Consider the following 23,542-nt stretch of genomic DNA (forward strand, 5'->3'; position numbering starts at 1 on the left):
TCCGTGTGTTCATCTACGCAGAATCAGGTCAAAGTCAGCATCCCACCGCCGGTAGCGCTGATGACCTGGCGGTGGCCCGTCAGTCCCCTAGACAGTAATGCCCTGCATCAGCGTATTCCGATAAAGGTCAAGGAGCCGAATGGAATCGACTCCAACACATACTTGAACCGATGGACGTTCACCCCATGCGCCAGCTTTCGAACGGATCGTATGCCCTTTCGCAAAGCCGTCCTCAATCACGCGCACAGGGCCGGCCACCACGTCGAACAAGGACGGGTCAAGCAGATAGGCGACTGCCGACGAGTCATGCACATAGATACCGTCTTCTACGCCACTGCTTCGGTGAAACGCCTCGTAACCTCGGGAAACGTCCCAAATCATTTCTCCATCTTTCCCCGCCGATCGAGCAATATCTGCAAGATACTCGCGCGTCATGATCGTCTGCTGCGTGACGTCCAGACCCACTAGCGTGACCGGCCAGACGGCGCCGAATACTTCGTCGGCTGCGAGGGGATCACCAATTATGTTGGCCTCGGCCAAGGGGGTCACGTTACCGGTGTGGCCATGACATCCGAACGCCCCTCCCATCACCACAACCTCTTTTACCAGTCCTGCAATTTCCGGAGCCTCGCGAAGTGCGAGTGCAAGGTTCGTCATTCGACCAACGGCGACTATCGAGATTTCGTGTGGCCGTGCCTTTACAGTTTCGATAATGAATCTGTGCGCCGGCATGGATGAAGCCCGCCGACCAAGCACATCCGGAATCGCAATGTCACCGAGTGCGTTCTCGCCATGAATAAACGTCGGTGGCGGTGTCGCGACACCTTTCAGCGGATGACGAGCGCCCTCATACACTTCGGCATCAACGCCCAGCCATTCCGCGAGAAAAAGTGCATTGCGCGTTGTGGTGTCGATATCACCGTTGCCGTGGGATGTGGTAATTCCAATGAGGCGCACCAGAGGTGACCGTGCAAGGAAAAGCAGGGCCATCGCGTCGTCAACGCCTGGGTCTGTGTCAAAAATCACGTTCTTTCTTATCATTCATATCTCCGGGTTCAACATCTCACTACTACTTCAGTGTCGCCGTGCGTCGTTGACGCTGCCGCGCATAAAAAGCAAGTGCTATCACAGGCACCAGATAAGGAACTGCCTGTATCAACTCGCTTGGCGCGCCGTAGCTTTGAACTGTTACAGCTACTGCCTCGGCCCCACCTAGCACCAGGGCGGCGACGCCGGTTCCGTACGCAGTTCCCCCACCCATCACTTCTGCTGCGATCGCAATGAAGCCACGACCACCGGACATGTTTGCGCCAAACCAGCTGACATAGCCCATCGACAGATACGCGCCCGCCATGCCAGCGAAAATGCCCGACAGTACTAGAGCGGCAAGGCGTATTCTCGCGACCCGTACACCTGCGATAGCGGTCGAACTCGGATCCTGTCCCGCCGCTCTCAGACGCAGTCCGAACGTTGTGTTGCCTAGCATCAGCGAGACGGCAGGGACAGACACGAACGCGACATAAGTCATGATGTTCCGCCCCGACAGGATTGGACCGATCAGCGGGATATCGCTGACGAACGGAATCGCGATGTTCGGAAGTACTTTGCTATGTAGCGAGGACGACATGCCTTTATCCCCAGTAAGCCAATAAAGGCACATGACCGTACCGGCGGACGCCGCGAGATTCAGCGCAACACCCGAAAGAATCAGGTCCGCCCTTAGTATCTCCACGGCACCATTCAGCAGGGCTCCCAGCATCGCACCCACGACAATCGCACCCAGCAGGCCAAGAGCTGCCGATCCGGTATAGGCGCTGACCACCACGCCGGCAAGCGCGCTGGACAGCATCGTTCCCTCCAGTCCGAGATTGATCACGCCCGCGCGCTCGGAAAGAAGCGCACCGATGCCGGCAAGGAGAATGGGTGTCGCCACCCGCAGCATCGCGTTCACGACACCGATAAGATCGGGAATATGACTTTCGAAACTCATGGCTCAAACCTCCGTGTTGAGTTTCCGTGCGCCGCGGAGTGCACGCACGAGCATCCGCTTGACGCGAGGGCTCCTTGCTGTAATAGATACGGTCGAAAAAAGGATGACCAGTGCCTTGATGACACCCACTACCTCGGCTGGAACGGCGAAATTCTGCGCAAGCAGGTCACCGCCAACCTCAAGGTAAGCAAGAAAGATTGCCGCGACCGGCACAAAGACCGGATTGTTGTTCGCGAGGATTGCTACGACTAGACCATTCCAGCCAAGTCCCGGCAGATCCGTCCATGAAAATCGCGAGTACATGCCCTCGATTTCGATGGCGCCCCCGGCCGCTGCAATGAAGCCCCCGATGCAAGGTGCGATAAGCCCCACCATTACCGTGCGCACGCCGACATGGCGCGCGAAAAGAGGACTACTGCCGACGAGCCGAACTTCGTAGCCCCACCGTGTGTTGTAGAGATAAACCGCACTGAGCGCACAACAAAGAAGACCGATCACAAAACCAAGATGTACGCGTGTGCCTTCGAGTATCCGGGGCAGCTTGCCGTCGACCGGTATCCTGAACGAAAGCATCGCACCGGCGTTGGGATCACGCAGATGATAGTTGACGACGTACAGACCAATGAAGAGCGCGGCATAGTTCAGCATCAGGGAGCAAACCAGCTCCGATGCACCTACACTGGCCTTGAGCCATGCGGGAACGACGCAGACACTGGCCCCTACCACGCCCCCCACGGCGATCGCCACGATCGGCAGGAACGGTGCAGACATCGGGACCTTCAGGAGAACCCAGGTAGCCGCAACCCCGCCGAGAAAGAAGGCGCCTTCTGCCCCGAGGTTAGAGGCGCCTGCTTTAAACATCATGACGACGGCCAGACCGGTGAACAGTAACGGCGTCATCGCTTCCAACACATTGCCGAAATGACGCATGTCGTTAATCGGCCCAAACACGAAGGTGACAAACGCTGCGCGTGGGTCACCGAGGGAAGCAACGACGGGTAATAGCACCACGACGATGACGGCCAGAATGAGGCATAGTCGTGCACCCCGTCTGAGAATGTCTTTATGCATGGGATGCCTCCACACCAAGCATGGCGCGGCCAATATCCTCAGTTGTGAGGTTAGCGCTGTTATTGAACTGTGCAACAATCCGACCATCGTGCATGACGAGAACCCGGTCACTGAGCGTCAGCAACTCATCGAGATCTGAAGTAAGGAGAAGTACGGCCGTCTTCGATTTGGCCAGATCGAGAATGCGGCTGTGTATGGTGCTTGCGGCGAGCACATCGATCCCTCGTGTCGGCTCCTCGACGATCAAAAAACGCGGCTTGACACTGAATTCGCGTGCAGCAATCAGCTTTTGCGCGTTCCCACCCGACAACGATCCGAGCGATTGATCAGGCGACGTGCAACGAACGTCGTAACCATCGATCATTTCTCGCGCGAGCACCTCACATGCTTTTTTCTTCAGGTAGGGTCCGCAGCTCAGCCGGGACGATCTTCGAGCCAGGGCGATAGCATTTTCTGTGAGGCTCAGAGCAGGCGCGCCGCCAGCCTTGTATCGATCGGCGGGTAAATGCGAAATGCCGAGCGCGCGCAATGTCGATTTCGGCAGACCATGAATCTGGCTACCGCCGAGCAGTACCTCGCCAGTGTCAGGCACAGCATCGCCGGTCAGTACCTCGACTAGCCCCTCCTGTCCCGCTCCGTCAACGCCGGCGACGCCGACTATTTCGCCTTCCGCGACATTGAAGGAGACGTCGATTACCCTTGAAGACGAGCGTCGCGCGGCTCTGGACACCGCAATGACTTCTAGCGCCGTGTTCCCTTTCACCCGGTGGCTCTGCCGGGAAACTTGAGGTACTGCCTGTCCCATTGCGAGACGGGTAACCTCGGCGTCCGCGAGCGAGCATAGCGGCGCGCTTCCACTTACTTTGCCCGCACGCAAGACGGTAATGTGATTCGCAATCGCTCGCACTTCCTTCAGCTTGTGTGAAATGAAGAGGATCGTGACGCCGGAGGCTTTCAGCTGTCGCAAATGATCAAAGAGTTCGCTCGTTTCGACCGGTGTTAAAACTGCCGTAGGCTCATCGAGAATCAGCAAACGAACGTCGCGCGCCAGAGCCTTCAAGATTTCTGCCTTTTGCTTCATTGCGACTGATAGCGAGGCCACTGTGGCGCGCGGATCAATTTGCAGCCGATATTTGACGGAGAGTGCTTCAGCGAATGCGTTGGCCGCGCGACGGTTGAAGACAAACCCGCCAACAGTTGGCTCGAAGCCTAATGCAATATTCTCTGCAACGGTCAGCGAGGGAACCAGCGAGAAATGCTGGTGAACCATTCCGATTCCCGCCAGAGCGGCGTCTCGCGTTGATCGCAGTGACACATCTGTGCCGCCAATCCGGAGCATTCCTGCGGACGGTTGCTCAAGACCGAAGAGAATTTTCATGAGCGTCGACTTGCCCGCCCCATTCTCTCCGCAAATCGCGTGAATTTCACCGGCGCGAATCGTGAACGACACACCTGCCAGCGCTCGCGTGCCGTTCGGATAGACTTTCTGGACGGCCAGAAACTGGACTAGAGGTTCGGTCGACATATGCTTTACGCCCGCACCGATGCGCGCAGGGTATTCAAGGCCTGCGTGCTCATTCCAAATGCGGAAGGCACCTTCAGCTTCCCCGAAACAATCTCGGACTTGACCTGCGCGAGGCGTTGTTGCAAAGCAGGCGATGCAACCGTCCTGAACGCAGGACCTTCCACCAGGCCGACCGCATTTTCCGCCAGTCCGACTGCCTCGACCGCTCCGGTATGAAGCGACTTCGACCGGAACTGGTCAAACGCGCGGACGGTCGTCACATCGACCCGCTTGAGAACTGAAGTGATGATGCGGGCGGCGATGGCTGGATCCGTAGCGCTAAAGATCGCTTCCTGGTCGGAGTTGACGCCGATTGCATAGCCGCCAGCATCCTTGGCGGCAGCCAGTTGCCCGAAGCCTGTCTGACCTGCGCAGTTAAAGCCAATCGACACCCCCGACCGATACTGCGCGAGCGCCAGTTCCTTTCCCTTCGCTGCATCGTTGAAAGTTCCGGCATACGAAATCGCGAGCCTGATGTTACTGTCGACAGCCTGAGCCCCAGCGATGTACCCGACCAGATGGTCGTTTATCACCGGTATGTCCATCCCCCCAAGAAAGCCAAGGGAATGCTTGCCCGGTCCTGCGAGCGAGCCATCCTTCAGCAGGCTTGCGGCCAGAAATCCGGCAAGATAGGAAGCTTCATTCTGTTTGTAGACGATGGAGGCAACATTGCGGTTAGCGCCTTTTTCATAAGGCACTACCCCGTCGAACAGGACATAGGTCTGCTTGGGGTTGTCGGCGGCGACGTCAGCGATGACATCGCCCATTTCGTAGGTGCAGGCGATGATCAGATCCCAACCTTGCCCAGAAAGGTCTCCGACGGTGGGTTCCCATCGTGTGCGGTCCACCCCCATCTCGATCACCTTCGTTTCAACACTACCTGCGTTTTTAGCCTGAATCTGTCGGATGCCGGCTGCACCCAGGTCAAAAAATGACTTGTCGCCGAGGTTGCCATTGATGGCAAGTGCTATGCGCTGCCGAGCGGCGGCATGGGCAAGCGGCATACCCACGGACAGAGCGGCAGCGCCAAATAACTGGATTACGTGCCGACGGCGTTCATTCATGATTTCACCTTTAGTTAAACGTATAACTTTCGCGGAAAAAATAAAAGCACGTTACGTGCCAATCGGCCCCCGCGTTGCGGAGCAATGAAGCTGGACTCACTGTTGCACCAAGACTGGGACACCCACATGCTGTGCGCCAGACTCTTGTGCGTTGCGCCCATGAACCGTGTGAATTTGCAATTATGCTAGCCGAGTCGATACATCACCACTACTCGGGAAATCCCTTCTTCGTACTACGGCCACCATTTTGTTGCCTTCCCCGAGATCATCGATTTCGGCCTTAACTCGCCCCACGGCTCGCCGCTCACTGAAGCGCAGCTGCACGTTTTGTTCAGACGAAACAGGCAGCACGTCCGCTGCAACCAACGGTAAGATGGCTCCGCCCGGCTACGGCCAGGGTCCTCAGGCAATCGTAGCCTCGACTAGGCATCAAAAACATGAAGACATCGAGAACCGTCACGCTCAACGACGTTGCCGCTGAAGCAAAGACGTCAAACGCAACCGTTTCGAATTACGTCAATAAGACCAAGACCGTCAGTCCGGTCACCGCGAGGCGCATCCAGTCCGCGATCGACAAGCTGGGGTACCAGAAGGACTCCATGGCGGCCTGGTTTAAGACAGCACGCGCGGAACTCGTCATTATTGCCGTTGCCGACGCGGACACAACGTTCTTTTCGGATGTCGCGGATGCCATTGAGGACGAGTGTGAAGCCAAAGGGTGGAGCGCGCTGCGCGTGAAGATACGGACGCTGGAAAAGATGCTCAAGGGAAGTGATATGTCGGCGATCCTCAAACGCGCCGCGGGTGTGATCGTTTTGGGTCACCAGGGCGAATGGATTAGCGACCTTGATGCACTCTCCGCAGGTTTGCCACTGATCGCCTTGAACTGGGACGTACTGTCAGGATTTGGTAGCCAGGGACTTGAGGATCATTTAGCTGAAGGCAGTTTCCGGGCGATGGAAATCCTGTACCAGCATGGACATCGCGAGATTGGGCTAGTGACAGGTCCGCTTGATCTGCCGCGCGGTCAGGAACTCATGGCTGGAGTCAAACGTTTTGCACAGGCACATGAGGTCAATCTCCGTCGGCACTGGATACTGGAAACTTCATACGCCTTTCACGACGCCCGGGATAAGGTTCTGGCGATGTTCAACACAGGCGATATTCCGTCCGCGTTTTTGACCTTTGGCCCACAGTTCGCATTCGGGGTATTCCAGGCAGCCTGGCAGCGCGGACTTCGTGTGCCCACGGACCTCTCGATCATTAGCTACATTGATACCAAGCAGGCAGAGTTCAGCAGCCCGCCACTTACCACGGTCTCGCCGTCACTCACACAACTAGCAGGACACGTCGTGGCGCGGCTCGATGATTTTCTTGCCGGCAAAGCGAAAAGCCGCTCGACGATTCTCGAAATCATCGAACATCAGCGCGGCAGCGTGGGTCGAATTTCCAGGTAGGCGCGAGGGTGAAACAGCATCACCTCGATGCCGATTGATTCTGCCGGCGACTTGGCAACCTCGGTCCCTCAAGACCCACCTCGTCCAACGTGTCGCGGTCCCCTCGAAAGTAAGGTCCCTTCCACAAAATCAGTCAATGCGCGCAAGCGACACAAGGTCAATTGTTGTGCGATCGGCGGCACGCCTTGAGTGCGCGTGGGTATGAACACTGGACATTTCCTCCGGCAGCATGGATGGACCGCACTATGCATCACAAAGTGGGTGCGATTCAGCGGAAACGGAGAATCGCCGATCCTATTGCCCACCTGGCCAGCCTCACGAGCGAGGCCGCAGTGATTTCCTCGGATGTCATTCCGTACGGGCGGAAGGGAATTATCCACGCGCCGTAAAGACAGATGGTACGGACTTCGGACGTAAGCGTGTCGCCAATACCGTGTAGCAATAGACGTTGCGTTTGGCTACTTTGGTGCCGTAGAGCGAAGTAAAGTCGTCACCAAAAACGAAGCAAAGTCGTCAACACCGATTTCTGCGTATCTCGCACGACAGTTTCGGGACGAAGATTAATGGAATGCTCCTGAGCTATGAAGCGTGCGCCCCCGCCCCGAGGCTGCGAGGGCATTGTCACGTTGCTGAGGCAGTCGCGTAAGATCACGTGATGAAGAATGCAAAATCGCTTTATCACGGTCATCGCTTTCCGGTCGCTGTTATCAGCTGCGCCGTACGCTGGTACTTTCGCTTTCAGCTCAGCCTTCGTGACATCGAAGAGTTACTCTTCGAGCGCGGGGTGATCGTCAGCTATGAAACGATCCGGCGCTGGTGTGAATGGAATGAACGGCCCCCGCCAATCGGTGAGGATATCCAGGAGGTGCCTCCCCACTCACAGGCCGACGGTATCGAAGTGCCAATGCAGGAGGATCATAAGGATCTTCCCAGGCAAACCGGAGTGGCGATCATGAAACGTACGATCGTGGGTGTGGATATCGCGAAGAACGTGATGCAGGTTCATTGGGTTGACCCGGACAGCGGCGAGATCGTAAATAAACCCGTTAAAAGAGCGGCATTTCTCGAGTACTTTGCCAATCGCCGTCCCTGTCTGGTCGGCATGGAGTCCTGTGGCGGCTCCCAACATTGGGCCCGGCGGTTGATTGAAATGGGTCATCAGGTGAAGCTGATGCCAGCGAGATTCGTCAAGGCGTTTGTCACCGGTAACAAGAACGATTCGGCCGACGCGCGGGCAATCTGGATGGCCACGCAGATGCCCAGCAAGGAAGTTGCCGTGAAGACCGAAGCGCAGCAGGCCATTCTGGCGCTGCACCGGATGCGGCAACAACTGGTGAAGTTTCGCACGATGCAGATCAACAGCCTGCGGGGCCTGTTGACCGAATACGGCGAGGTGATGGGAACAGGTCGTCCCGCGCTGGACAGGGCTATCGCAGGTGTGCTGGAGAGGCTTTCCGGACGCCTGCCGACAATACTCATCGATACACTTCGCGAACAGTGGAACGGACTGAATACACTGGACCAGCAGATTGCCCAGATCGAGCACCGTTTGCAGGTGTGGATGAAAGAAGACGAGGCAGCCAGGGCGATCGCAGCGATACCCGGCGTGGGCCTTCAACCGCAACAGCAGCGGTCGCGACGATGGGGCATGCGAAGTCGTTCAGGTCCGGCCGCGAGTTCTCTGCCTGGCTTGGTCTTGTACCTGGGCAAACCGGTTCTGGCGGCAAGATTGAGCTATTGGGAATCAGCAAACGCGGCGATACGTATTTGAGGACGCTGCTCATTCACGGCGCCCGTAGCGTGATATTTCACGCGAAAGAATCCGGCGCATGGATCGAGCAGTTGCAAAAGCGCCGACCGCTGAACGTGGTGGTCGTGGCGCTGGCCAACAAGATGGCCCGAACGATCTGGGCGATACTGGCACATCAAAAGCCGTATGAAAAAGGCTACGTGAGCGTGAGGCCGATCCAGACAGTTAGTGTTTTGCGTTAGACAGCTTCGTAACATGGAATGGAACGTCAAGGTTGCGTTGGCATTTGAGTGTGATGACGAAACAGGTCGGACCGGGACTCACCAAGCCTGAGAACTTGTCAGAGACTAATGATCTCGTGGTGTGAATGAGGCGTGAGTCAGCGGATTTCATAGGGGCCCGCAGTGAAGCAGACTGCAAAAAGGCCGAATGTAGAGCTGCAACCCATCCTGTCGATCAAAACACACGAAAGCCTGGCGCAAAGGGGGCCGTTCATGTAGACACGTTTGGTCAAAGCTTTGCGTATCGCGTCAAAGCTGCGCGTCGCAAGCCGGGCACCACCTGGCATCTGGACGAAGTGTTCGTGACGCTGTGCGGCGAGCCTTATCTGCTGTGGCGAGCAGTCGATCAGCACGGCACCGAGCTCGATATCCTGCTGCAGAAGCGTCGCGACAAGGCTGCAGCCAAGCGATTTTTCAAGCGCGTGCTGGCCTCGTGTCCGGAAGTGCCGCGCAAGATCGTGACCGACCAGCTCCGTAGCTATCCAGCCGCAAAGGCGGAGATCCCCGAGCTCGCCCACGTCAAGCATGTCTTCGTGAAAGCCAGTGCGCGGCTAAACAACCGCGCCGAAAACAGTCATCAGCCAACGCGTGAACGCGAGCGCCGCATGCGTGGCTTTCGCGATGCTAAACGCACGCAAGCTTTCCTATCGAGCTTCGGCCCGATTCGGCAGCACTTCGCGCTCAAGCGACACCTACTGCGCGCCTCCCTCTATCGCAAACAGCTCGCCGTACGTTTTGACGCCTGGCGTCGATTCACTGAACTCACCCAAAATCCGTCTACGTTCTGAGCAAAGGCCGTACTCCCTACGCTGTCGCGCCGTCGAAAACTAACGTGACAAAGCCGGTCTAGATGTTCCATCACCGCCATCCCTGTGCATCTACACAGTACTGTTAATATATACAGCAATTGCTGCGGATTTCAAGGTAATGGCGTGAGGTCAAAGAGGTTTGACGGCAAATTCGAGGGCTCGCCAACGAAGAATCGGCAAAACGCCTATAATGTACAGGCATATTGCCGAAGGAGGCTCCATGACAATTGTTTCGTTCAAACCGACTGGCGCAGCCGATCCGCGACGGGCGGAGTTCAACGTGCTGGAGCAACTGCTCGACGCCCGGATTCAGTCCGGCGCAGATCTCGCGGTGATAGCGAACGCCCGTGTGGACGTTACCGTGATTGACCGGCTGTCAGAGCGCGGCCTAAAGGTGGACGAGCTCTCCTTCATCATCCCGCGACGAACGCTGACGCATCGGCGCCAGCATCACGAACGACTATCAATCGATGAGTCCGACAAGGCGATCCGGCTCGCGAAGATTCTCGCTCAGGCCACGTCGACCTTCGGTGACCCGGATAAAGCAATGGCGTGGCTCAGGAACGATCGGGCACGCTTTGGCGGAAAGTCCGCACTCGATATGGCCAGCACGGAGCACGGGGCGCGTCTCGTAGAGGAAGCCCTTGTCCAGATCGACGAAGGTTACTTCGCCTGATGATCCTTTGGAGAATTAGCAACTACGCGGATCTGAGAGGTATAGGTGGGCTCCGCGCTCCGGGGCGGTGGCATTTCGCGGGACAGCCCATCGTCTACCTAGCCGAACACCCTGCGCTGGCCCTCCTCGAGATTCTTGTCCACATGGAGATCGCCAGCGTCAGCCAGTTGCCGGACGGCTATCAATTGTTGCGCCTCGAGTTGGACGATGACGTTCCAGTCGCTGAAATCGCGGCCGCCGATGTCCCGGACGACTGGCGGCAAAATCCTGACTGGTCACGCGGTGCGGGCACGGAGTGGCTGCAGACAGAAACGAGCGCGGTGTTGAAGGTACCGAGCGCGGTCGTTCCTTTCGCCCACAACTTCCTGTTCAACCCAGCCCATCCCGCCGCTGACACCGTGCGGATTGTTGACGCACTCCATGTAAGGCATGACGACCGGATCCTTAAGCTGCTGACTCGAGGCTAAATATCCGTTCTGTCGACTTGGCCCGCAACCAATATCGGGAGTACCCTGAATGGCAACCGGCGTCGACTAAATAAAAGTTGCCGACAGGCCCTTCTTATTCTCGTTCGTTCTACTGCCGGTGTCCGGGTGCATTCTTCCGTATCGACAGCGTGACAAGAGCAAACAACCGGAAGTAAAGATAGTCGACGTGGTCTGCGTCGATGACGGGCGTCTGGCTGATCTCAAAGTGCCGAATCAGTTGGGTGTTGCCCACCTTCTTCAATGTGTTTGCTTCGTCGTCAAGTAATTGCTTAAAAGCAGGTTCCCCGGCAGGGACGTCAAGGATCTCCGTAATCGACTTCTTTGTGTCTTTCTCGTCGTCGAGACGGCTCGCGCCATGCCGATTGGTGACACCATAAAACGTGGCAGTGAACTGGTGCTGGTGCCATACTTGCGTGCCGTGAACAAGGGCCGAAAGCCTTTTTCAGGCAAGTAGTGACTGGTCCCGCGGTCCGTGCAGTGGGTACGGCCAGAAAAAAATGCAAGAGCAAGTCGATAGAGTGAACAACCGCGGTTCCGGCGCTGACGCATTGGTGTTTGGCGATGCTCCCACGGTATATGATCGCTGGCGACGTTGCCTTTCCGTAGCAGACATAGGTCTACGTGCCCGCCTGTCTACCTCCCGTTGAGCCTCCTAGCGCCGACACATACCTACTCAGCCCTGTGTTACGACACGATTTGTGCATTTTGAAATTTTGATATCGACTGTTCGCCGCGAGTTACCCTACCCCGCGTCACCGAGCATTGTGCCCGTGCATCGGGGCGCACCACATCGGCAAGCGTAGGCTGCACGCATCTCCTTAGACACGGTGCCTTCTGTGGCGAGTCCGTATGCGATGAACAGTTCCGCGCCGGCTCCGATGTCAGTGATCGCTTCAATGTATACCCTTCCGTCAGTCTCAACCGCCTCGCAGTTCGCCTCGCATGCGTGATTCAACCAGCGCGCACTATTTCCACCCAGAGAACCGTCGATCACGCGCCCGTCGGATAAGCCGAACAGGAAAGTGTGTCCCTCCTCGCCATACTGGCGATGACGACTCACCGCGCGCTTCCAGCTCATAACCGTGCCGGTGTACTCAAACAAGCGTTCGCCGGCACACAGCGGGCGTAAAGCGAACACGCCGCGACCGTGTACTCGCGAGCGGCGAACCGAAACTCTTCTCATCGTTGGATTGAGACTTTGATGGTAGACCGGCCCGAGCCGGAGGGGAATGGTGAAGCTGGTGTCAGCGATATCGTACGCCACACCCCCCGCGGTTTCAAAAAGACGCGGAAGAAGTGATGCTCTGCGCTTGACTTGGCGAACGGCCAGGTAGAATTGGACCTTCACCCTGAAAGGAGTCTGGAACGATGGCGCGATACAAGGAACTGCTGGAGCAGAAAAAAGAGTTGGAAAAGCGGATCGAGGAGGCTCGACAGGCGGAGGCAGTGGCCGCCCTTGAGGACGTGCGCAAGATCGTCACCGTTTTCGGTTTCTCGCCAGAAGATATCTTTGGCAAGCGACGCAAGGGTGCGGGCCAGGCGACGGCTGCGAAGTACCGGAATCCGGAAACGGGCGACACCTGGAGCGGTCGTGGACGACCACCGCAATGGATGAAGGGAAACGATCCCGAACGCTTCCGCATTGCAGAATGACAACTGCTGTGGACCTTATGCTCGCGTGCGCTGCACGAAGCGGCGAACGCGCACGGACGGAATGTCTGCAAGCGAAGGCGTACCCGGACGGCGTTGGGAACACCCCTTCTCACTATAGACGGGTTGGCGAATCGGAGATTCGCCTGCTGGAGTGGTGACGTCAATTCAGTATATAAGGTGCGCCAAATATGGATATCCCGACTTCGTGGACGACTGAGCCGCATGCGGCGTATCTGGACTGGCAGGCAACCGAAGCGGCGGGGGCGGACCGTCGCCGCTTTTCCCAACGATCGATCATCCAGCACAAGGCGATGTTTGACCGCTTCTTGAGGCATCTTTCACAACGGCCAACGACTTTGGCCGCGTTCGGAGCGGAGCATCTCGAGTCCTTCTTCGCCGACGTCGACAATCGCTGTGCCCCGGGTACCACCACGCGCCTTCGCTACCTCAAACTCATCGATCGGCTCTGCCGGCACCTGGTCGCCGTTGGCGTCCGACAAAGCAACCCGGCGGCGGCGTTTGCCGTGATCGCAGCATGGCCGGATGACGAACCAGTACCCCTGTTTCTTGATCCTGCCGCGGATATCGCCCTGCAGGCGCACGTCCAGCCGGACGCCGGCGACGACGCCCGCGCCACCCGCAACCGGGCCGTTGTTGCGCTTTTCCTTGGCGCAGGTATAACTGCTGCAGAGTTGCGAGCTACGCGCGGAGGTGAATTCCTTCTCGACACCGTGCGGCCGCACCTTTGCGTGCCCAAACACGGCCCGCGCCTCGAGCGCATTGTCGCGCTGCCCGCTTTCTGTACACCCGCGCTGGCCGCCTGGAACCAGCATCGCCCAGCATCTGCGGAAGCGTTACTCTTTCCGGCGCCGCGGACCGCCGACAAGCCGACCAATGACGTTCTGCTCGGTGCAATAGTCCGCGGGGCACTCGACGCGATCGGCTTCGCAGCGCCAGACATGAGTCCACGCGTGTTGCGCAATACCTTCGCGCGGCGGCACCTGCTTGCTGGACGGACCAACGAAGAAGTGAGCCGGTTCCTTGGACTCGCCAGCCAGCGCACTGCCGTTCGCTTGCGTGCGACCCTGCCCGTCGGCGTGTAGGCGACTCCGTGCGCGTCATTGGGCGGCTTGACTTTGATTAGCACTCCGTAGGCTGGTATTGCCAGTTCATTTGAATCGGTGCAACCATCCATCGGAGCCTCTCATGAGTTACCAGGGAAGTTTTCACGACATCGTCTATCCGGACGAAACCGGATCACCGTGTGTCCTGCGATACCGGATCGCTTTCACCAATACGCCCCATCTGCTGGCGGTGGTCCATCTGCAGCAAACCGAGCCGTCGTTCGCAAGTCCCGTTTCATCACTCACCGTCCGTGATCACATCCTCAACCGCATTGTCGACGAAGGTCTTGCAGGCGTCCCCATTGGCGCGATTCGCGTCGCGGTCGAAGATAGTACGGGCGTGTTCGGGTTCGACCTTGAGTTCGATCTGCACGACTACATCCAGCGGGAGCGACCATACGACTCCTCGCCTGTGATAGCGGGCGGCGGCCGCTTCAGGGAAGAAATCTCGATCAGCTCGGATCGAATCGTCGGTGGTAGTGTGCGAATCCACACGGCACACGCGTCGCCCGAGCCACTATCAGCTGAAGTCGCGGCAGCGCTCGCCTAATCAGGAATGGTAGGGCGCGGCCACGCGCAGGAAGAGTATCGACGGCGCGCCTGGAGAGCGCGCCGTTTTTCTGCGGCTTTCTCCGGGATGAACGCTGGCGTATCGACGGACACTAGTCGACAGCGCGGCTTGACTGTTCGCGCTCTTCGATACGCTTGAACCATCCCGACGATCATGCAAACAAGGTCCAGACATGCTTAACCCAACGAACGAGCAGATTGCCGCGATCGACGCCACAGCCAGCGGCGCACCCGTGAAGTTGAAGGCCTACGCCGGGGCCACAAAGACATCGACCCTTACAATGATCGCCGAACGCCTCGCGGATCGCCGGGGAAAATACCTTGCGTTCAACAAGGACATCGTTGCCGACGCCAGGCGGAAGTTTCCTGCTAACGTCTCGACCCAGACGTGGCACTCGCTCGCCTACTCGGCGACTCATCGGGCGATCACGGCCCGGCTGAATCTGGCCAAGGAGCCACCCCATCATCTGGCCAGCCGCTACGGCCTGTCGGCGATCAAAGTTCCGACGGTGATCGGTAAATCGGTCGAGTTGTCGCCGTTTCAGCTTGGGCGTATGGTGGCCGACGGCAGCGCGAGGTTTTGCCGTTCCGCGCAAGCCGCACCTGAGGCCTGGCACATTCCGGTCGACGAGAAGATCGAGCAGGCCGCAGCGGAGGAGCTGCGCTCCATGCTACTGCCCTATGTAGTTCGGCATTGGGATGAAAGTGCCGATCCAAGAGGACGTACGTGTTGAGTAAAAACAAAGTTGTATAGTGGCAAAAATAAAGTTGTATAGCGCCACGAGCCGCGTCATTTCATGCCGTACCACGCGCCGCGCCCACTTCCGTACGACTCCAGGTGTCCTCTTTCGACCAGATCACGGAAGTGTTGCTTCAAGGTGTTGCGACTGCTACCGGTGAGCCTCATAGCCTCGGCCATTGTGATTCGTCCATGCTCGCGGGCGAACTCAACGATTTGTAAAGACAACTCGGGCAGAGACGCCAGCACGATTCTTTCGCGTTCGACTTTCTTCTCAAGTCGTCGCACCTGTTCGGCAAGCGAGCGAAGGAAGAACATCAGCCACGGCTGCCAGTTCGGCTCATCGCTGCGAATTGTCCCCTGTGTCTGGCGCAAGGCCAGATAGTAGCCTTCCTTGTTCGCCTCGATCACGCTTTCCAGCGAGCTATACGGCACATAGGCGTATCCGGCCTGAAGCAGCAGCAAGGTCGTCAGCACGCGACTAAGCCGCCCATTCCCATCCTGGAATGGATGGATTTCTAAAAACACGACCACAAAAATAGCAACGATCAGCAACGGGTGCAGCTGCGCTTTTTCGCGCTCATCGCTAACCCACGACACGAGTTCGCTCATCAGGCGGGGCGTATTAAAGGGCGTAGCCGTTTCAAAAACGACGCCGATCTGCCTGCCGTTTTCGTCGAAAGCAGCAACGCTGTTGGAACTCGTCTTGTAGTTGCCCCGGTGCCATTCGTCCTTCTGGCTGTGCTGGAGAAGGACTTGATGAAGTTGCTTGATGTGATTCTCGTTGAACGGAATTTCGTGCCATGAACTGAACATCAAGTCCATGAGCTCGGCATATCCCGCCACTTCCTGTTCGTCTCTCGTTTCGAACTTCTGGATGGCCAAGTTCGACAGCAATCGTTCGACTTCGCGGTCAGATAGCTTGCTACCTTCGATGCGGGTTGATGAGCCGATGCTCTCGATGGTCGCTACCCGTCGCAGGGACGACAACCGGTCTGGCGCAAGCGTGCCCAAGGCACGCCAAGCGCCTTTGAATTCGTCGATCCGGGCAACCAGGCCCAAGACCTCCGGCGTGATTTGAAGGGTTTCGGTTCTGAACATGAACCAATGATACACCCATTTACGCCCATTTATGGCAGGGCAAAACGGGCGTAAATGGGTGTGAGAATGGTGCTTAGCATCGTTCAGCTACCGGCGGCTCCGCGGGCGTCAAACCGGTCGGCTCGCGCTTCGTGCTCCGCAACTTCGAACCGCCGCCACGCAAATCGCACTCCGTTTTTCGACGGTTTTCCCTTAAAAATCAACGCAACCACTTTACAACTCACTCCCACGGCGTCCGCCGCTCGACGGAAAAGCGCTTATGAATCAGCGGTAGCGCTATACAACTTTATTTTGTCTCATCACCCCGGCTCTGCGATCTTGTTTTCGTGCGTCATGTTATCTTTTCCGTCCTGTTAGCTTGCTGCGGCCATCGTGCGCCAGATGATCCCGCCTTCTTCGCGGCCCGCGAGGTAAGCATGCGCAGTCCCAACCTTGAACGGGATCGCCGGGAGTGCGCTGCCCGCCATACGGGCGACCAGAACATCGCGCGCACCCTGCTTGTACTCAGCGCTGCGCGGGTCGCGGCCCTCGAAGAACGCTTTTTCCATCAAATCGTCTACGGTCTGCATTTGCTTTTCCCCCTGTTAAACCGCAGCCGGCCGGTTGATGAAATTTTCTGCGTTGGCAACTTTATTTCGAAGCATCGAACGCCAAAGCATTTGCTTACGCGCCTCCGGAATCTCTACCCACGGTTGCAGCACTATTCCCGCTTTTTCATAGTCTCCATGGGCTCGCATCGCAGCGTAGTTTTCAGCAATCGTCACAATGTGCACCGACTCGTATTCGATAAGCGTTCGAACAAACTCGCCCGGATCGCTGCGCTGCTCTTGGCGGTGCCGGTTGACCAGTTCCGTTAGCGTTGTCTGGATGCGGCGGTAATGCTCCAGTCGCAACCCTGTTCCGTCTCCAGATACCGCCGAAACGGAGACTTGCCCCGTAAAATGTCTGACGCGACGCTTGACGCTTTCAGCCATGACATGTGTGTACCACGCTCGCGCTCTACTAGCCGTGACGTTCGGTCGGCCTGCGAGCCACATGACTTCTTCGTAGATCGAGACCAGCGCCGCCCGAAGGTCATCCGGCAGTTTTTCATTCAATGCTGTCACCTGCGCTGAGTCCTTTTCCTAGTCGTTGTTACGTGACAAACTACCGGCAAACCGGTGCTTGCATCGCACGAGCGTTCACCTGCGCCGAGACAAGGGTTCGATACACATCGATCGCTTGGGCTGCATTCTTGTACGACTCGTCGGCGAGATTGTATAAGTCGATCTCGCGCGCACATCCCATCCCCAGCACCGCTCCTGATTGGCACTTCTGCACCACCGCCAACGCATCCGAGCGCTCCTGACCCGCGTTCGTTAAATTGCGGCCCAGCGCTGATGGGTCGAAATTCTGCGTCATCACAGCAATACGGGCGTCCGATTCAGCACGCTGCTGTGCACCGACACAGCCGCCAGTAACTTGTGCTTGGGCGTGCGAAAGGGCAAGAAACATCACACATCCAAGCCATCGCGAGCTGAGTTTCATCAGGTTCCCCCTCTGGCAGAGTGCCGCGTTTTTCCTAGGCGATGAGTACTTCAGCTGGAATCTTCAACTCGCGATTCAGACGGCGAATCATGGCAAGGCTTAGCCCGCGTTTCCGATTGAGCACTTCGTACACTCTGTTCAGGTTGCCAAGATACGGCTGCATGTCGCTGGCAGACAGTCCGGCCTGCTCCATGCGGAACTTGATGGCCTCAATGGGATCGGGAAGATCGAGCGGAAAGTGCTCAGCTTCATAACGCTCCACCAGGGTGGCCAACACCTCCAATCGGTCTCCTTCCGGAGTGCCGGCAGCCGGGTCGGCGTCGACCAGGCCAGATACTGTCTGCAAGGCTTCTTTGTAATCGTGTTCGTTGTGAATTGGACGGATTTCCATCTTGGTCACTCCAGTTCTACGGTTTCAGCATCAATCCTGTCGTACTCACCATGCGTTCCGACGAACTTGATGTAGACGACCCCGATGCGATACGCGACCGCAACAATCAGCCTGTAGTCGTTTCCCTTGATGTTGAGTACCACCCGGTTCCGCCCGACAAAGCTCGCAGTCGAATATCTGGCCTTAATGTCCTGCGGCGTCATCCACACAGCCTTCATGGCTTCTTCATGCCAAGCCAGCAGCGACTGTCGAGCGATCGGATGCCTTTCGCAGAACGCGAGGAGGACTTTTTTCGCAATGATTCGCATCGGTACATATTAGTCCCATTTTGGGACTAATACAAGTGTCGGTCCTAAATCACGGTCAGGTCACTTCGGCTCACCCAAAATGCCTTTTGGGTCGTGCGAGGCCGCCACTCACGCGCAACGTTAATATCGGCACCGTCTGTTGATTCCTTGAGCGCGTAACACATGCCATTTCGACATCTGTTCCGAGAAGGGTTTGCGAAGGAATGACCAAAAATCACTTCGCGCTCCACATGAACCTCGCGTTTCCATCGGAAAACACTGTCCCTTGCACTCATACAACGCCTGCCGCCCAAAAAAATAGCCCACACGTTCCGAAGAACGCGTGGGCTGGGTCGAGACTGTTGATCAGGGAAAGAAAGCCGACTGTTATCGGCCGGATCGCGTCAGGTTGACGCGTTAGGTGAAGCCGCCCGCCGAACGATCTGGATGTGCTTCATCCATTCGTCGGCCGAGGGGAGTGCGCTGATCAGCTCAACCGCGCCCATCTCTGGCGTGTCGATCTCGACGTATGTCTCGTTACTGATCGCGGCCTGCAGATAGAAGAGGACCGCAAGAGCTGCAACACCGTGCTGATCGGCAATCGCGCTGACCGACTCAACGCCTGCGAGCAACTCACTCGTGAAACGCGTTGCGAGGACCGATTGTTGCATCTTCACGATCGCCTCGATGGCCATATCCGACTGATGCCCCGGATTGTCGGCGGGAACAGCTGCAGGGTCTATTGCGCCCGCGGAAGCCAGGCAATTCAATACATCGTCGGTGAAGTCCGTACACGAATAGGTCATGTTTTGCTCCGGTATGTTGCGAAGCGGACAAACGTCCCTTGCGGGGCGTTGCCCGCAGAGGGATTCAAAGGGAATGTCAGGCTTACGGCGCCTGATAAGGCTCACCGAGCCTGGAGACCTGTGTCCAGTTCTCGAGATACCGGGCCGCAAGTTCCGTGTCGCCACGGATCACCAGCGCATTTTCCGAGTTGTATCGCGCGGCCATCGACGTGTAGTTGTAGCTACCCGACTCGACCGTTGCGTCATCAGAAATCAGGTACTTACTATGCTGGATTGCGAACGCTTTAACGACCTGCACCGGCACGCCCGCGTACACGAGTGCACCCAGTGCGGCCCGCGCACGGCCGGTACGGTCTTCATCGATGTTGTTCCGATAGTCGACCGTCACGGCCACGTCTACGCCGCGGCGTTTCGCCAGTATCAGCGCACGAACAACGAGCTCCGCGGTGATTGAGTACGCCATCACGCGGATCGACCGCTTTGCGCCGTTGATGGTGCCGAGGACCAGACGTTCGGCACCGCCGTCAGGCGAGAAGGCCACTTGCACATCCGGCGCAGCGAATGCTGGCTGCACCAGAAGAAGACACCCTGCCGACACGAGCGCCGCGCCGACCGCTGCGATGATGATCTGTTTTCTCATGATCCGATTCCTTAATCGTATACGTCGAAAGCCCCGCCTTTTTCGAGGACGGGGCAAGTAACATGGAGGAGATCGCGCCCAGAAGCTCAGGAGCACGTTTGGGGCTGACTCAACGGGAAGACCAGCACGCGGCCGTCCTTGCAGAGAATGAAATCACCAGGCTCGCCCTTCGGCGGGTGAACAACGATCGTCGGATGCACGTTCGTTTGATGAACCTGAGGTTGAAGGCTGCAGGCGCACAGCGACGTGCCGCCTGCAGCGATGAGCAGCATCAGGAGATTGGACATAATGGGAAAGGAGTGAGCGCACCCCGGAGGGCGTGCGGAAAGAGATCACGCTCAGGCAGCGCGTTTATGCACGTCGCCGGCAGGTACCGCGCGCTTCGTGATCCACCTGCCGTCTTCCAGAACGTCATGCATGAGCGTGCCGTTCAGTTCGTACGTGTGGGTCATTCCGACGCGCGGTTCCGCCGGGCGCACGGACACCGTTACAGCCGACGTCCGGGCGTTGCAGTTAAATTTCGATTTCATGGCGTTCCTCGTAAAAAAAGACCGAGGAGCGCCCCTGTGGGGAACGTTCCCCACAGGGTTAAAAAGTACATCTGACGCTCAGGCTGCGAGCGCTTCGACGTCGATAACAGCGTCAGCTTCCGAAATCAGTTCGGGTGTTTGCGAGATGAAGAACTCCCGCTCGTACCCGCCCTGCTTCAGCACTTCGCGTTTCATACGCATGAACTGCACCTTGCGCTTCGGATCGAGCGGACCATCTGACTCGTCACTGAACAGCGTCTGATACGGCTGCCCGGCGTTGCGTGCGGAATACAGTGCAATGCCACGCGTCAGACACTCGTTGATCCAGACCTTCTGGCCACCCGACATCACCGATACCGCCTTGGTGTTGTCGTTGTCAGCGTCATGCACAAGGATTTCAAACCCCTCGCGCAGTTCGCCACTGGTGAGCGCACGCTGGGTCTGGACCTCGACCGTAAAGCGCATGCCATAGCACGCCAGCAGGAGGTCATTGACCGTTTGCGTGAGTGCCGGACCTGCGTCGTCGATCGTCAGGGCAATAACCCCGTCGTTGCCGAGGCCTTTCGCGGTCAGCTTCCAGCGTGCAATCTCGTCGGATATCCGGTCGGCGCGCGACTGCGTTGCGTCGAAACCGGACAACTCCTTCGCCATCGCATCGCGTTCAGCTTCACGCGTTGCCTGCGCGCGAATCAGTGCTTCGATCCGCGCGTCGATGGCCACAATCGCTTCGCGGTTCGCCGCCAGCTGACGGTCAAGATCCGCGATCGCACCCGTCACATCAACGGCCGCGAGGCGCGCAGTTTCCGAATCAACCTCAAGCAGCAAGGCATTCAAACGGGTCGTTTCCGCCTCCCGGCGTACCAGACCCTCCTGATACCCCGTTTCGAGAGCCGTCAGTTCCTGCCGGGCGGCGTCGAGGCCAGTGACAGCCGCATCGAGCAACGGCTTACGCGCCGCCAGATCCGTCGCCTTCTGAAAGTCCAGGCGCGCCGCAGCAAGCGAGGCGTTGACAGTACGCAACTCAGACTGCCTTGCCGCGAGTTGCGCGACCTGAGGCGTCAACAGCTCCGATTGCTCCCGTTGCTGCCGGAAGCTTTCACGAAGCTTTGCCAGCGAGATGACCTGCCCGGCCGCTTGCGATGAGGCGTTTCGCGCCTGTGCAAGCAGCGGACAGGTAGCGTGCATCTCGTGTCCAGCGCAAGGGACCTCGCGGATCACCGCCGCCTGCAACTGCAGCGTCTTGAGCAAAGCCGCCTGCGATGTACCCTGCGACTGGAGCCCGTTAAGACCTGTCGTCAGGGAGGCCAGCGATAAGCGCTTCGTTTCAAGCTCAGCGATCGCCGCCTGGAGTGGTTCGACGCGCGATTCCTCACGGCCGATCCGCAACTGGGCATCATCGCGCGCGGTAGCCGCGCCGAGGATCACGTCGCGCTGCCGCAGCGTCGCCTCATGTCCGGCGATGGTCTGCTGGATAGTGGTCCGCCGTTGATTCGCGCCTCCCGTTGCCGCGCTCTGCTCATTGGCCACTGTCTTCAACGAGCCGGATAGCTCGTTGCGTCGGGCAGCCAGTTCGCGCAAGCGCCTCTCGACAGCCGCGTTCTCTCCCTGTTTCGCAACAAGGGAAGCACGCTGCGCATTGAGGTTCGCCGCGCTCGAGTGCAACATTTCCCGCTCCTGCCGGGCCGTCGCAAGCGTCTGTCCATCGACCACGATGGCGCGTTCGGTTTCTGCTATCCGCGTGCGCTTGCCAGACAGTGCAACGAGCTCCTGTTGCACCGCCGACAACGTCCGACCGAGCACCTTCGCCACCTCGCCAGCTTTCGCCGACAGTGCGCGCAGATGATCGATCTTCAGCAACTCGGCGAGCAGCCCCTTGATCTCGCTCGCGCCGTATGACGCAAGCGGACGCCGGTTCTGCGCGGAGAACACGCTGGTAAAGAATGACTCCAGCGAGCCGCAGATCGCTTCAACGCAGCGGTCGTAGGTGTCGCCCTTGCCATCAGAAACAGTGCCGTCAGGCAGCGTGAATGGAGTCCACGTGCCGTCCGACGCGAGCCAGGCCAGGTAGTACTCGGCCTTGCCGACCTTCCCTGGCTTGCGGAATGCGAACGACGAGCGGTAACGGATACCGTCGTGCTCCCATTCGAACTCTTTCATGGCCTGGGTACCGGAAATGTTGTCCCAGTACGAGAACGCATCGACGGACAGCTTCGTCGCGCGCGAGGGCATGATCCGGTACGGATGAAGGTTGTCCATAATCGTGGACTTGCCTGCACCGTTCTCGCCTGTCAACGCGATGAGACCAGTCGGCAGCGATTCGAGATCGAGCGTCAGGCTGTCGCGTTTCATCCCGTCACGAACACCGTAGAACCCTTCGAGTGTCAGTTTCAGAGGCCGCATGACGGTTCCTCCGGAACGGGCGAATCGAAGAGGTAATCTGAAGGTAGCCAGGGCACGTCGTCATCGTTGTAGAACGAAGCCGACACGACCGGGTCCGGACATGTCGCGACAGGGGTGACTGCAGCAGGCGCCGGCTTCACGAGTGTTCCGTCGATGGCCTTCTGGACGTCATCGCAAACCTTCGCAAACTGCTCCGATGCATGCCTGAGAACGCTGTCCCAGTTGTCGCAGCCGGTCAGCACCTTGAGTTCCCGGCCGCTCCACTGGTTGGCATACCCCGAGTTGAACGACCACAGGAGGTTTTGCATCTCGACGTCCGGGACGACGACGAGTTCGGGCTGGGCGGAATCGGTTGAATCCGTCAGCACAAGACAGCTATCGCGTTGAGCGAGCACGGCGCCACGGTCGACGCCAAAGGGTTGATGGAAAATGCCTGCAGTGAATCTCGCGTGAGTCACGAGATCCTGCTGCAGCAAACGGGCAGTCGCGATTCCGTTGTAATGCCGGACCCAGTTGGAGCCAGCGGGATACAGTCCAAACATAGTCACACTCCACAGAAAAACGGCGGAGTGCGCCCGGTAGGGATCGCTCCCCGCCAGGGTCTAAAAGAAAATGGATGCAGCG

25 protein-coding genes and 2 pseudogenes are annotated in these 23,542 nt (G+C 58.0%); 9 read left to right on the top strand and 18 right to left on the bottom strand.

Features of this window, described 5'->3' with window-relative positions:
- Positions 1 to 87 precede the first annotated feature (87 nt).
- Genes ACUN0E_RS03160 through ACUN0E_RS03180 form a run of 5 tightly spaced genes read right to left on the bottom strand, consistent with a single transcriptional unit; the run spans position 88 to position 5,689 of the window.
- Positions 88 to 1,041, bottom strand: a complete 954-nt coding sequence (locus ACUN0E_RS03160) for a nucleoside hydrolase (protein ID WP_445565621.1) — start codon at positions 1,039 to 1,041, stop codon at positions 88 to 90.
- A gap of 28 nt (positions 1,042 to 1,069) precedes the next feature.
- Complete coding sequence (locus ACUN0E_RS03165; protein WP_445565622.1) at positions 1,070 to 1,990, bottom strand: ABC transporter permease; 921 nt, start codon at positions 1,988 to 1,990, stop codon at positions 1,070 to 1,072.
- A gap of 3 nt (positions 1,991 to 1,993) precedes the next feature.
- Positions 1,994 to 3,061: an ABC transporter permease gene (locus ACUN0E_RS03170; protein WP_445565623.1), complete on the bottom strand. Its 1,068-nt coding sequence runs from the start codon at positions 3,059 to 3,061 to the stop codon at positions 1,994 to 1,996.
- Positions 3,054 to 4,586 (bottom strand): ABC transporter ATP-binding protein, encoded by a 1,533-nt coding sequence (locus ACUN0E_RS03175; protein WP_445565624.1) that lies wholly within the window; start codon positions 4,584 to 4,586, stop codon positions 3,054 to 3,056. Before ACUN0E_RS03175 ends, ACUN0E_RS03170 begins: the two co-directional genes overlap by 8 nt.
- Before the next feature lie 5 nt (positions 4,587 to 4,591).
- Positions 4,592 to 5,689 (bottom strand): BMP family ABC transporter substrate-binding protein, encoded by a 1,098-nt coding sequence (locus ACUN0E_RS03180; protein WP_445565625.1) that lies wholly within the window; start codon positions 5,687 to 5,689, stop codon positions 4,592 to 4,594.
- A gap of 437 nt (positions 5,690 to 6,126) precedes the next feature.
- Between ACUN0E_RS03180 and ACUN0E_RS03185 the strand changes: the two genes are divergently transcribed.
- From ACUN0E_RS03185 to ACUN0E_RS03205, 5 genes and pseudogenes are all read left to right on the top strand, one after another.
- Positions 6,127 to 7,146, top strand: coding sequence for a LacI family DNA-binding transcriptional regulator (locus ACUN0E_RS03185; RefSeq protein WP_445565626.1), 1,020 nt, complete (start codon positions 6,127 to 6,129; stop codon positions 7,144 to 7,146).
- A 952-nt stretch (positions 7,147 to 8,098) separates the two neighbouring features.
- Positions 8,099 to 9,138 (top strand): annotated as a pseudogene (locus ACUN0E_RS03190) (IS110 family transposase).
- Between the two features lie 257 nt (positions 9,139 to 9,395).
- A pseudogene (locus ACUN0E_RS03195) lies at positions 9,396 to 9,965 on the top strand (IS6 family transposase); the annotation flags it as partial.
- A 241-nt stretch (positions 9,966 to 10,206) separates the two neighbouring features.
- A complete protein-coding gene (gene parS / locus ACUN0E_RS03200) occupies positions 10,207 to 10,662 on the top strand; it encodes a type II RES/Xre toxin-antitoxin system antitoxin (protein WP_408232143.1) in 456 nt (151 codons plus the stop codon).
- Positions 10,659 to 11,129, top strand: a complete 471-nt coding sequence (locus tag ACUN0E_RS03205; RefSeq protein WP_445570365.1) for an RES family NAD+ phosphorylase — start codon at positions 10,659 to 10,661, stop codon at positions 11,127 to 11,129. Before parS ends, ACUN0E_RS03205 begins: the two co-directional genes overlap by 4 nt.
- A 763-nt stretch (positions 11,130 to 11,892) precedes the next feature.
- Here the strand turns inward: ACUN0E_RS03205 and ACUN0E_RS03210 are convergent.
- Entirely contained in the window at positions 11,893 to 12,333 is a 441-nt protein-coding gene (locus tag ACUN0E_RS03210; RefSeq protein WP_445570366.1) for an SET domain-containing protein, read from the bottom strand.
- Positions 12,334 to 12,518: 185 nt separating this feature from the next.
- Between ACUN0E_RS03210 and ACUN0E_RS03215 the strand changes: the two genes are divergently transcribed.
- On the top strand, positions 12,519 to 12,803 hold the full coding sequence (locus ACUN0E_RS03215) for an H-NS histone family protein (RefSeq protein WP_445565627.1): 285 nt from the start codon (positions 12,519 to 12,521) through the stop codon (positions 12,801 to 12,803).
- 338 nt (positions 12,804 to 13,141) lie between these two features.
- Here ACUN0E_RS03215 and ACUN0E_RS03220 read toward each other — a convergent pair whose 3' ends face one another.
- A complete protein-coding gene (locus tag ACUN0E_RS03220) occupies positions 13,142 to 13,564 on the bottom strand; it encodes a hypothetical protein (RefSeq protein ID WP_445565628.1) in 423 nt (140 codons plus the stop codon).
- Here ACUN0E_RS03220 and ACUN0E_RS03225 point away from each other — a divergent pair.
- The 3 genes from ACUN0E_RS03225 to ACUN0E_RS03235 all read left to right on the top strand — a co-directional run bounded on the left by ACUN0E_RS03225 (position 13,553) and on the right by ACUN0E_RS03235 (position 15,231).
- Entirely contained in the window at positions 13,553 to 13,906 is a 354-nt protein-coding gene (locus ACUN0E_RS03225; protein ID WP_445565629.1) for a hypothetical protein, read from the top strand. The two genes, ACUN0E_RS03220 and ACUN0E_RS03225, sit on opposite strands and share 12 nt — an antisense overlap.
- 103 nt (positions 13,907 to 14,009) lie before the next feature.
- A complete protein-coding gene (locus tag ACUN0E_RS03230; protein WP_445565630.1) occupies positions 14,010 to 14,477 on the top strand; it encodes a hypothetical protein in 468 nt (155 codons plus the stop codon).
- Positions 14,478 to 14,670: 193 nt separating this feature from the next.
- Positions 14,671 to 15,231, top strand: coding sequence for a hypothetical protein (locus ACUN0E_RS03235; protein ID WP_445565631.1), 561 nt, complete (start codon positions 14,671 to 14,673; stop codon positions 15,229 to 15,231).
- 56 nt (positions 15,232 to 15,287) lie between these two features.
- On the opposite strand, the gene ACUN0E_RS03240 is transcribed toward ACUN0E_RS03235, so the two are convergent.
- The 11 genes from ACUN0E_RS03240 to ACUN0E_RS03290 all read right to left on the bottom strand — a co-directional run bounded on the left by ACUN0E_RS03240 (position 15,288) and on the right by ACUN0E_RS03290 (position 23,460).
- Positions 15,288 to 16,337 carry a Fic family protein gene (locus tag ACUN0E_RS03240; RefSeq protein ID WP_095423858.1) on the bottom strand — a complete coding sequence of 350 codons (1,050 nt, stop codon included), beginning with the start codon at positions 16,335 to 16,337 and terminating at the stop codon, positions 15,288 to 15,290.
- 353 nt (positions 16,338 to 16,690) lie between these two features.
- Complete coding sequence (locus ACUN0E_RS03245; RefSeq protein ID WP_445565632.1) at positions 16,691 to 16,906, bottom strand: hypothetical protein; 216 nt, start codon at positions 16,904 to 16,906, stop codon at positions 16,691 to 16,693.
- A 15-nt stretch (positions 16,907 to 16,921) separates the two neighbouring features.
- A complete protein-coding gene (locus ACUN0E_RS03250) occupies positions 16,922 to 17,434 on the bottom strand; it encodes a hypothetical protein (protein WP_408521508.1) in 513 nt (170 codons plus the stop codon).
- Positions 17,435 to 17,483: 49 nt separating this feature from the next.
- Complete coding sequence (locus ACUN0E_RS03255; protein ID WP_445565633.1) at positions 17,484 to 17,864, bottom strand: hypothetical protein; 381 nt, start codon at positions 17,862 to 17,864, stop codon at positions 17,484 to 17,486.
- A 34-nt stretch (positions 17,865 to 17,898) separates the two neighbouring features.
- Complete coding sequence (locus ACUN0E_RS03260) at positions 17,899 to 18,255, bottom strand: helix-turn-helix domain-containing protein (protein WP_408340829.1); 357 nt, start codon at positions 18,253 to 18,255, stop codon at positions 17,899 to 17,901.
- Between the two features lie 5 nt (positions 18,256 to 18,260).
- Positions 18,261 to 18,563, bottom strand: a complete 303-nt coding sequence (locus tag ACUN0E_RS03265) for a type II toxin-antitoxin system HigB family toxin (RefSeq protein WP_445565634.1) — start codon at positions 18,561 to 18,563, stop codon at positions 18,261 to 18,263.
- Positions 18,564 to 18,946: 383 nt separating this feature from the next.
- A complete protein-coding gene (locus ACUN0E_RS03270; RefSeq protein ID WP_445565635.1) occupies positions 18,947 to 19,348 on the bottom strand; it encodes a hypothetical protein in 402 nt (133 codons plus the stop codon).
- Positions 19,349 to 19,430: 82 nt separating this feature from the next.
- Positions 19,431 to 19,988, bottom strand: a complete 558-nt coding sequence (locus tag ACUN0E_RS03275; protein ID WP_445565636.1) for a phospholipase D family nuclease — start codon at positions 19,986 to 19,988, stop codon at positions 19,431 to 19,433.
- A gap of 338 nt (positions 19,989 to 20,326) precedes the next feature.
- A complete protein-coding gene (locus tag ACUN0E_RS03280) occupies positions 20,327 to 20,518 on the bottom strand; it encodes a hypothetical protein (RefSeq protein ID WP_408485398.1) in 192 nt (63 codons plus the stop codon).
- A 78-nt stretch (positions 20,519 to 20,596) separates the two neighbouring features.
- A complete protein-coding gene (locus tag ACUN0E_RS03285; protein ID WP_445565637.1) occupies positions 20,597 to 22,918 on the bottom strand; it encodes an SMC family ATPase in 2,322 nt (773 codons plus the stop codon).
- Positions 22,906 to 23,460, bottom strand: coding sequence for a hypothetical protein (locus ACUN0E_RS03290; RefSeq protein WP_445565638.1), 555 nt, complete (start codon positions 23,458 to 23,460; stop codon positions 22,906 to 22,908). The genes ACUN0E_RS03285 and ACUN0E_RS03290 overlap by 13 nt, the downstream gene beginning before the upstream one ends.
- Between the last annotated feature and the right edge of the window lie 82 nt (positions 23,461 to 23,542).

Source organism: Paraburkholderia sp. D1E (genome assembly GCF_052682275.1).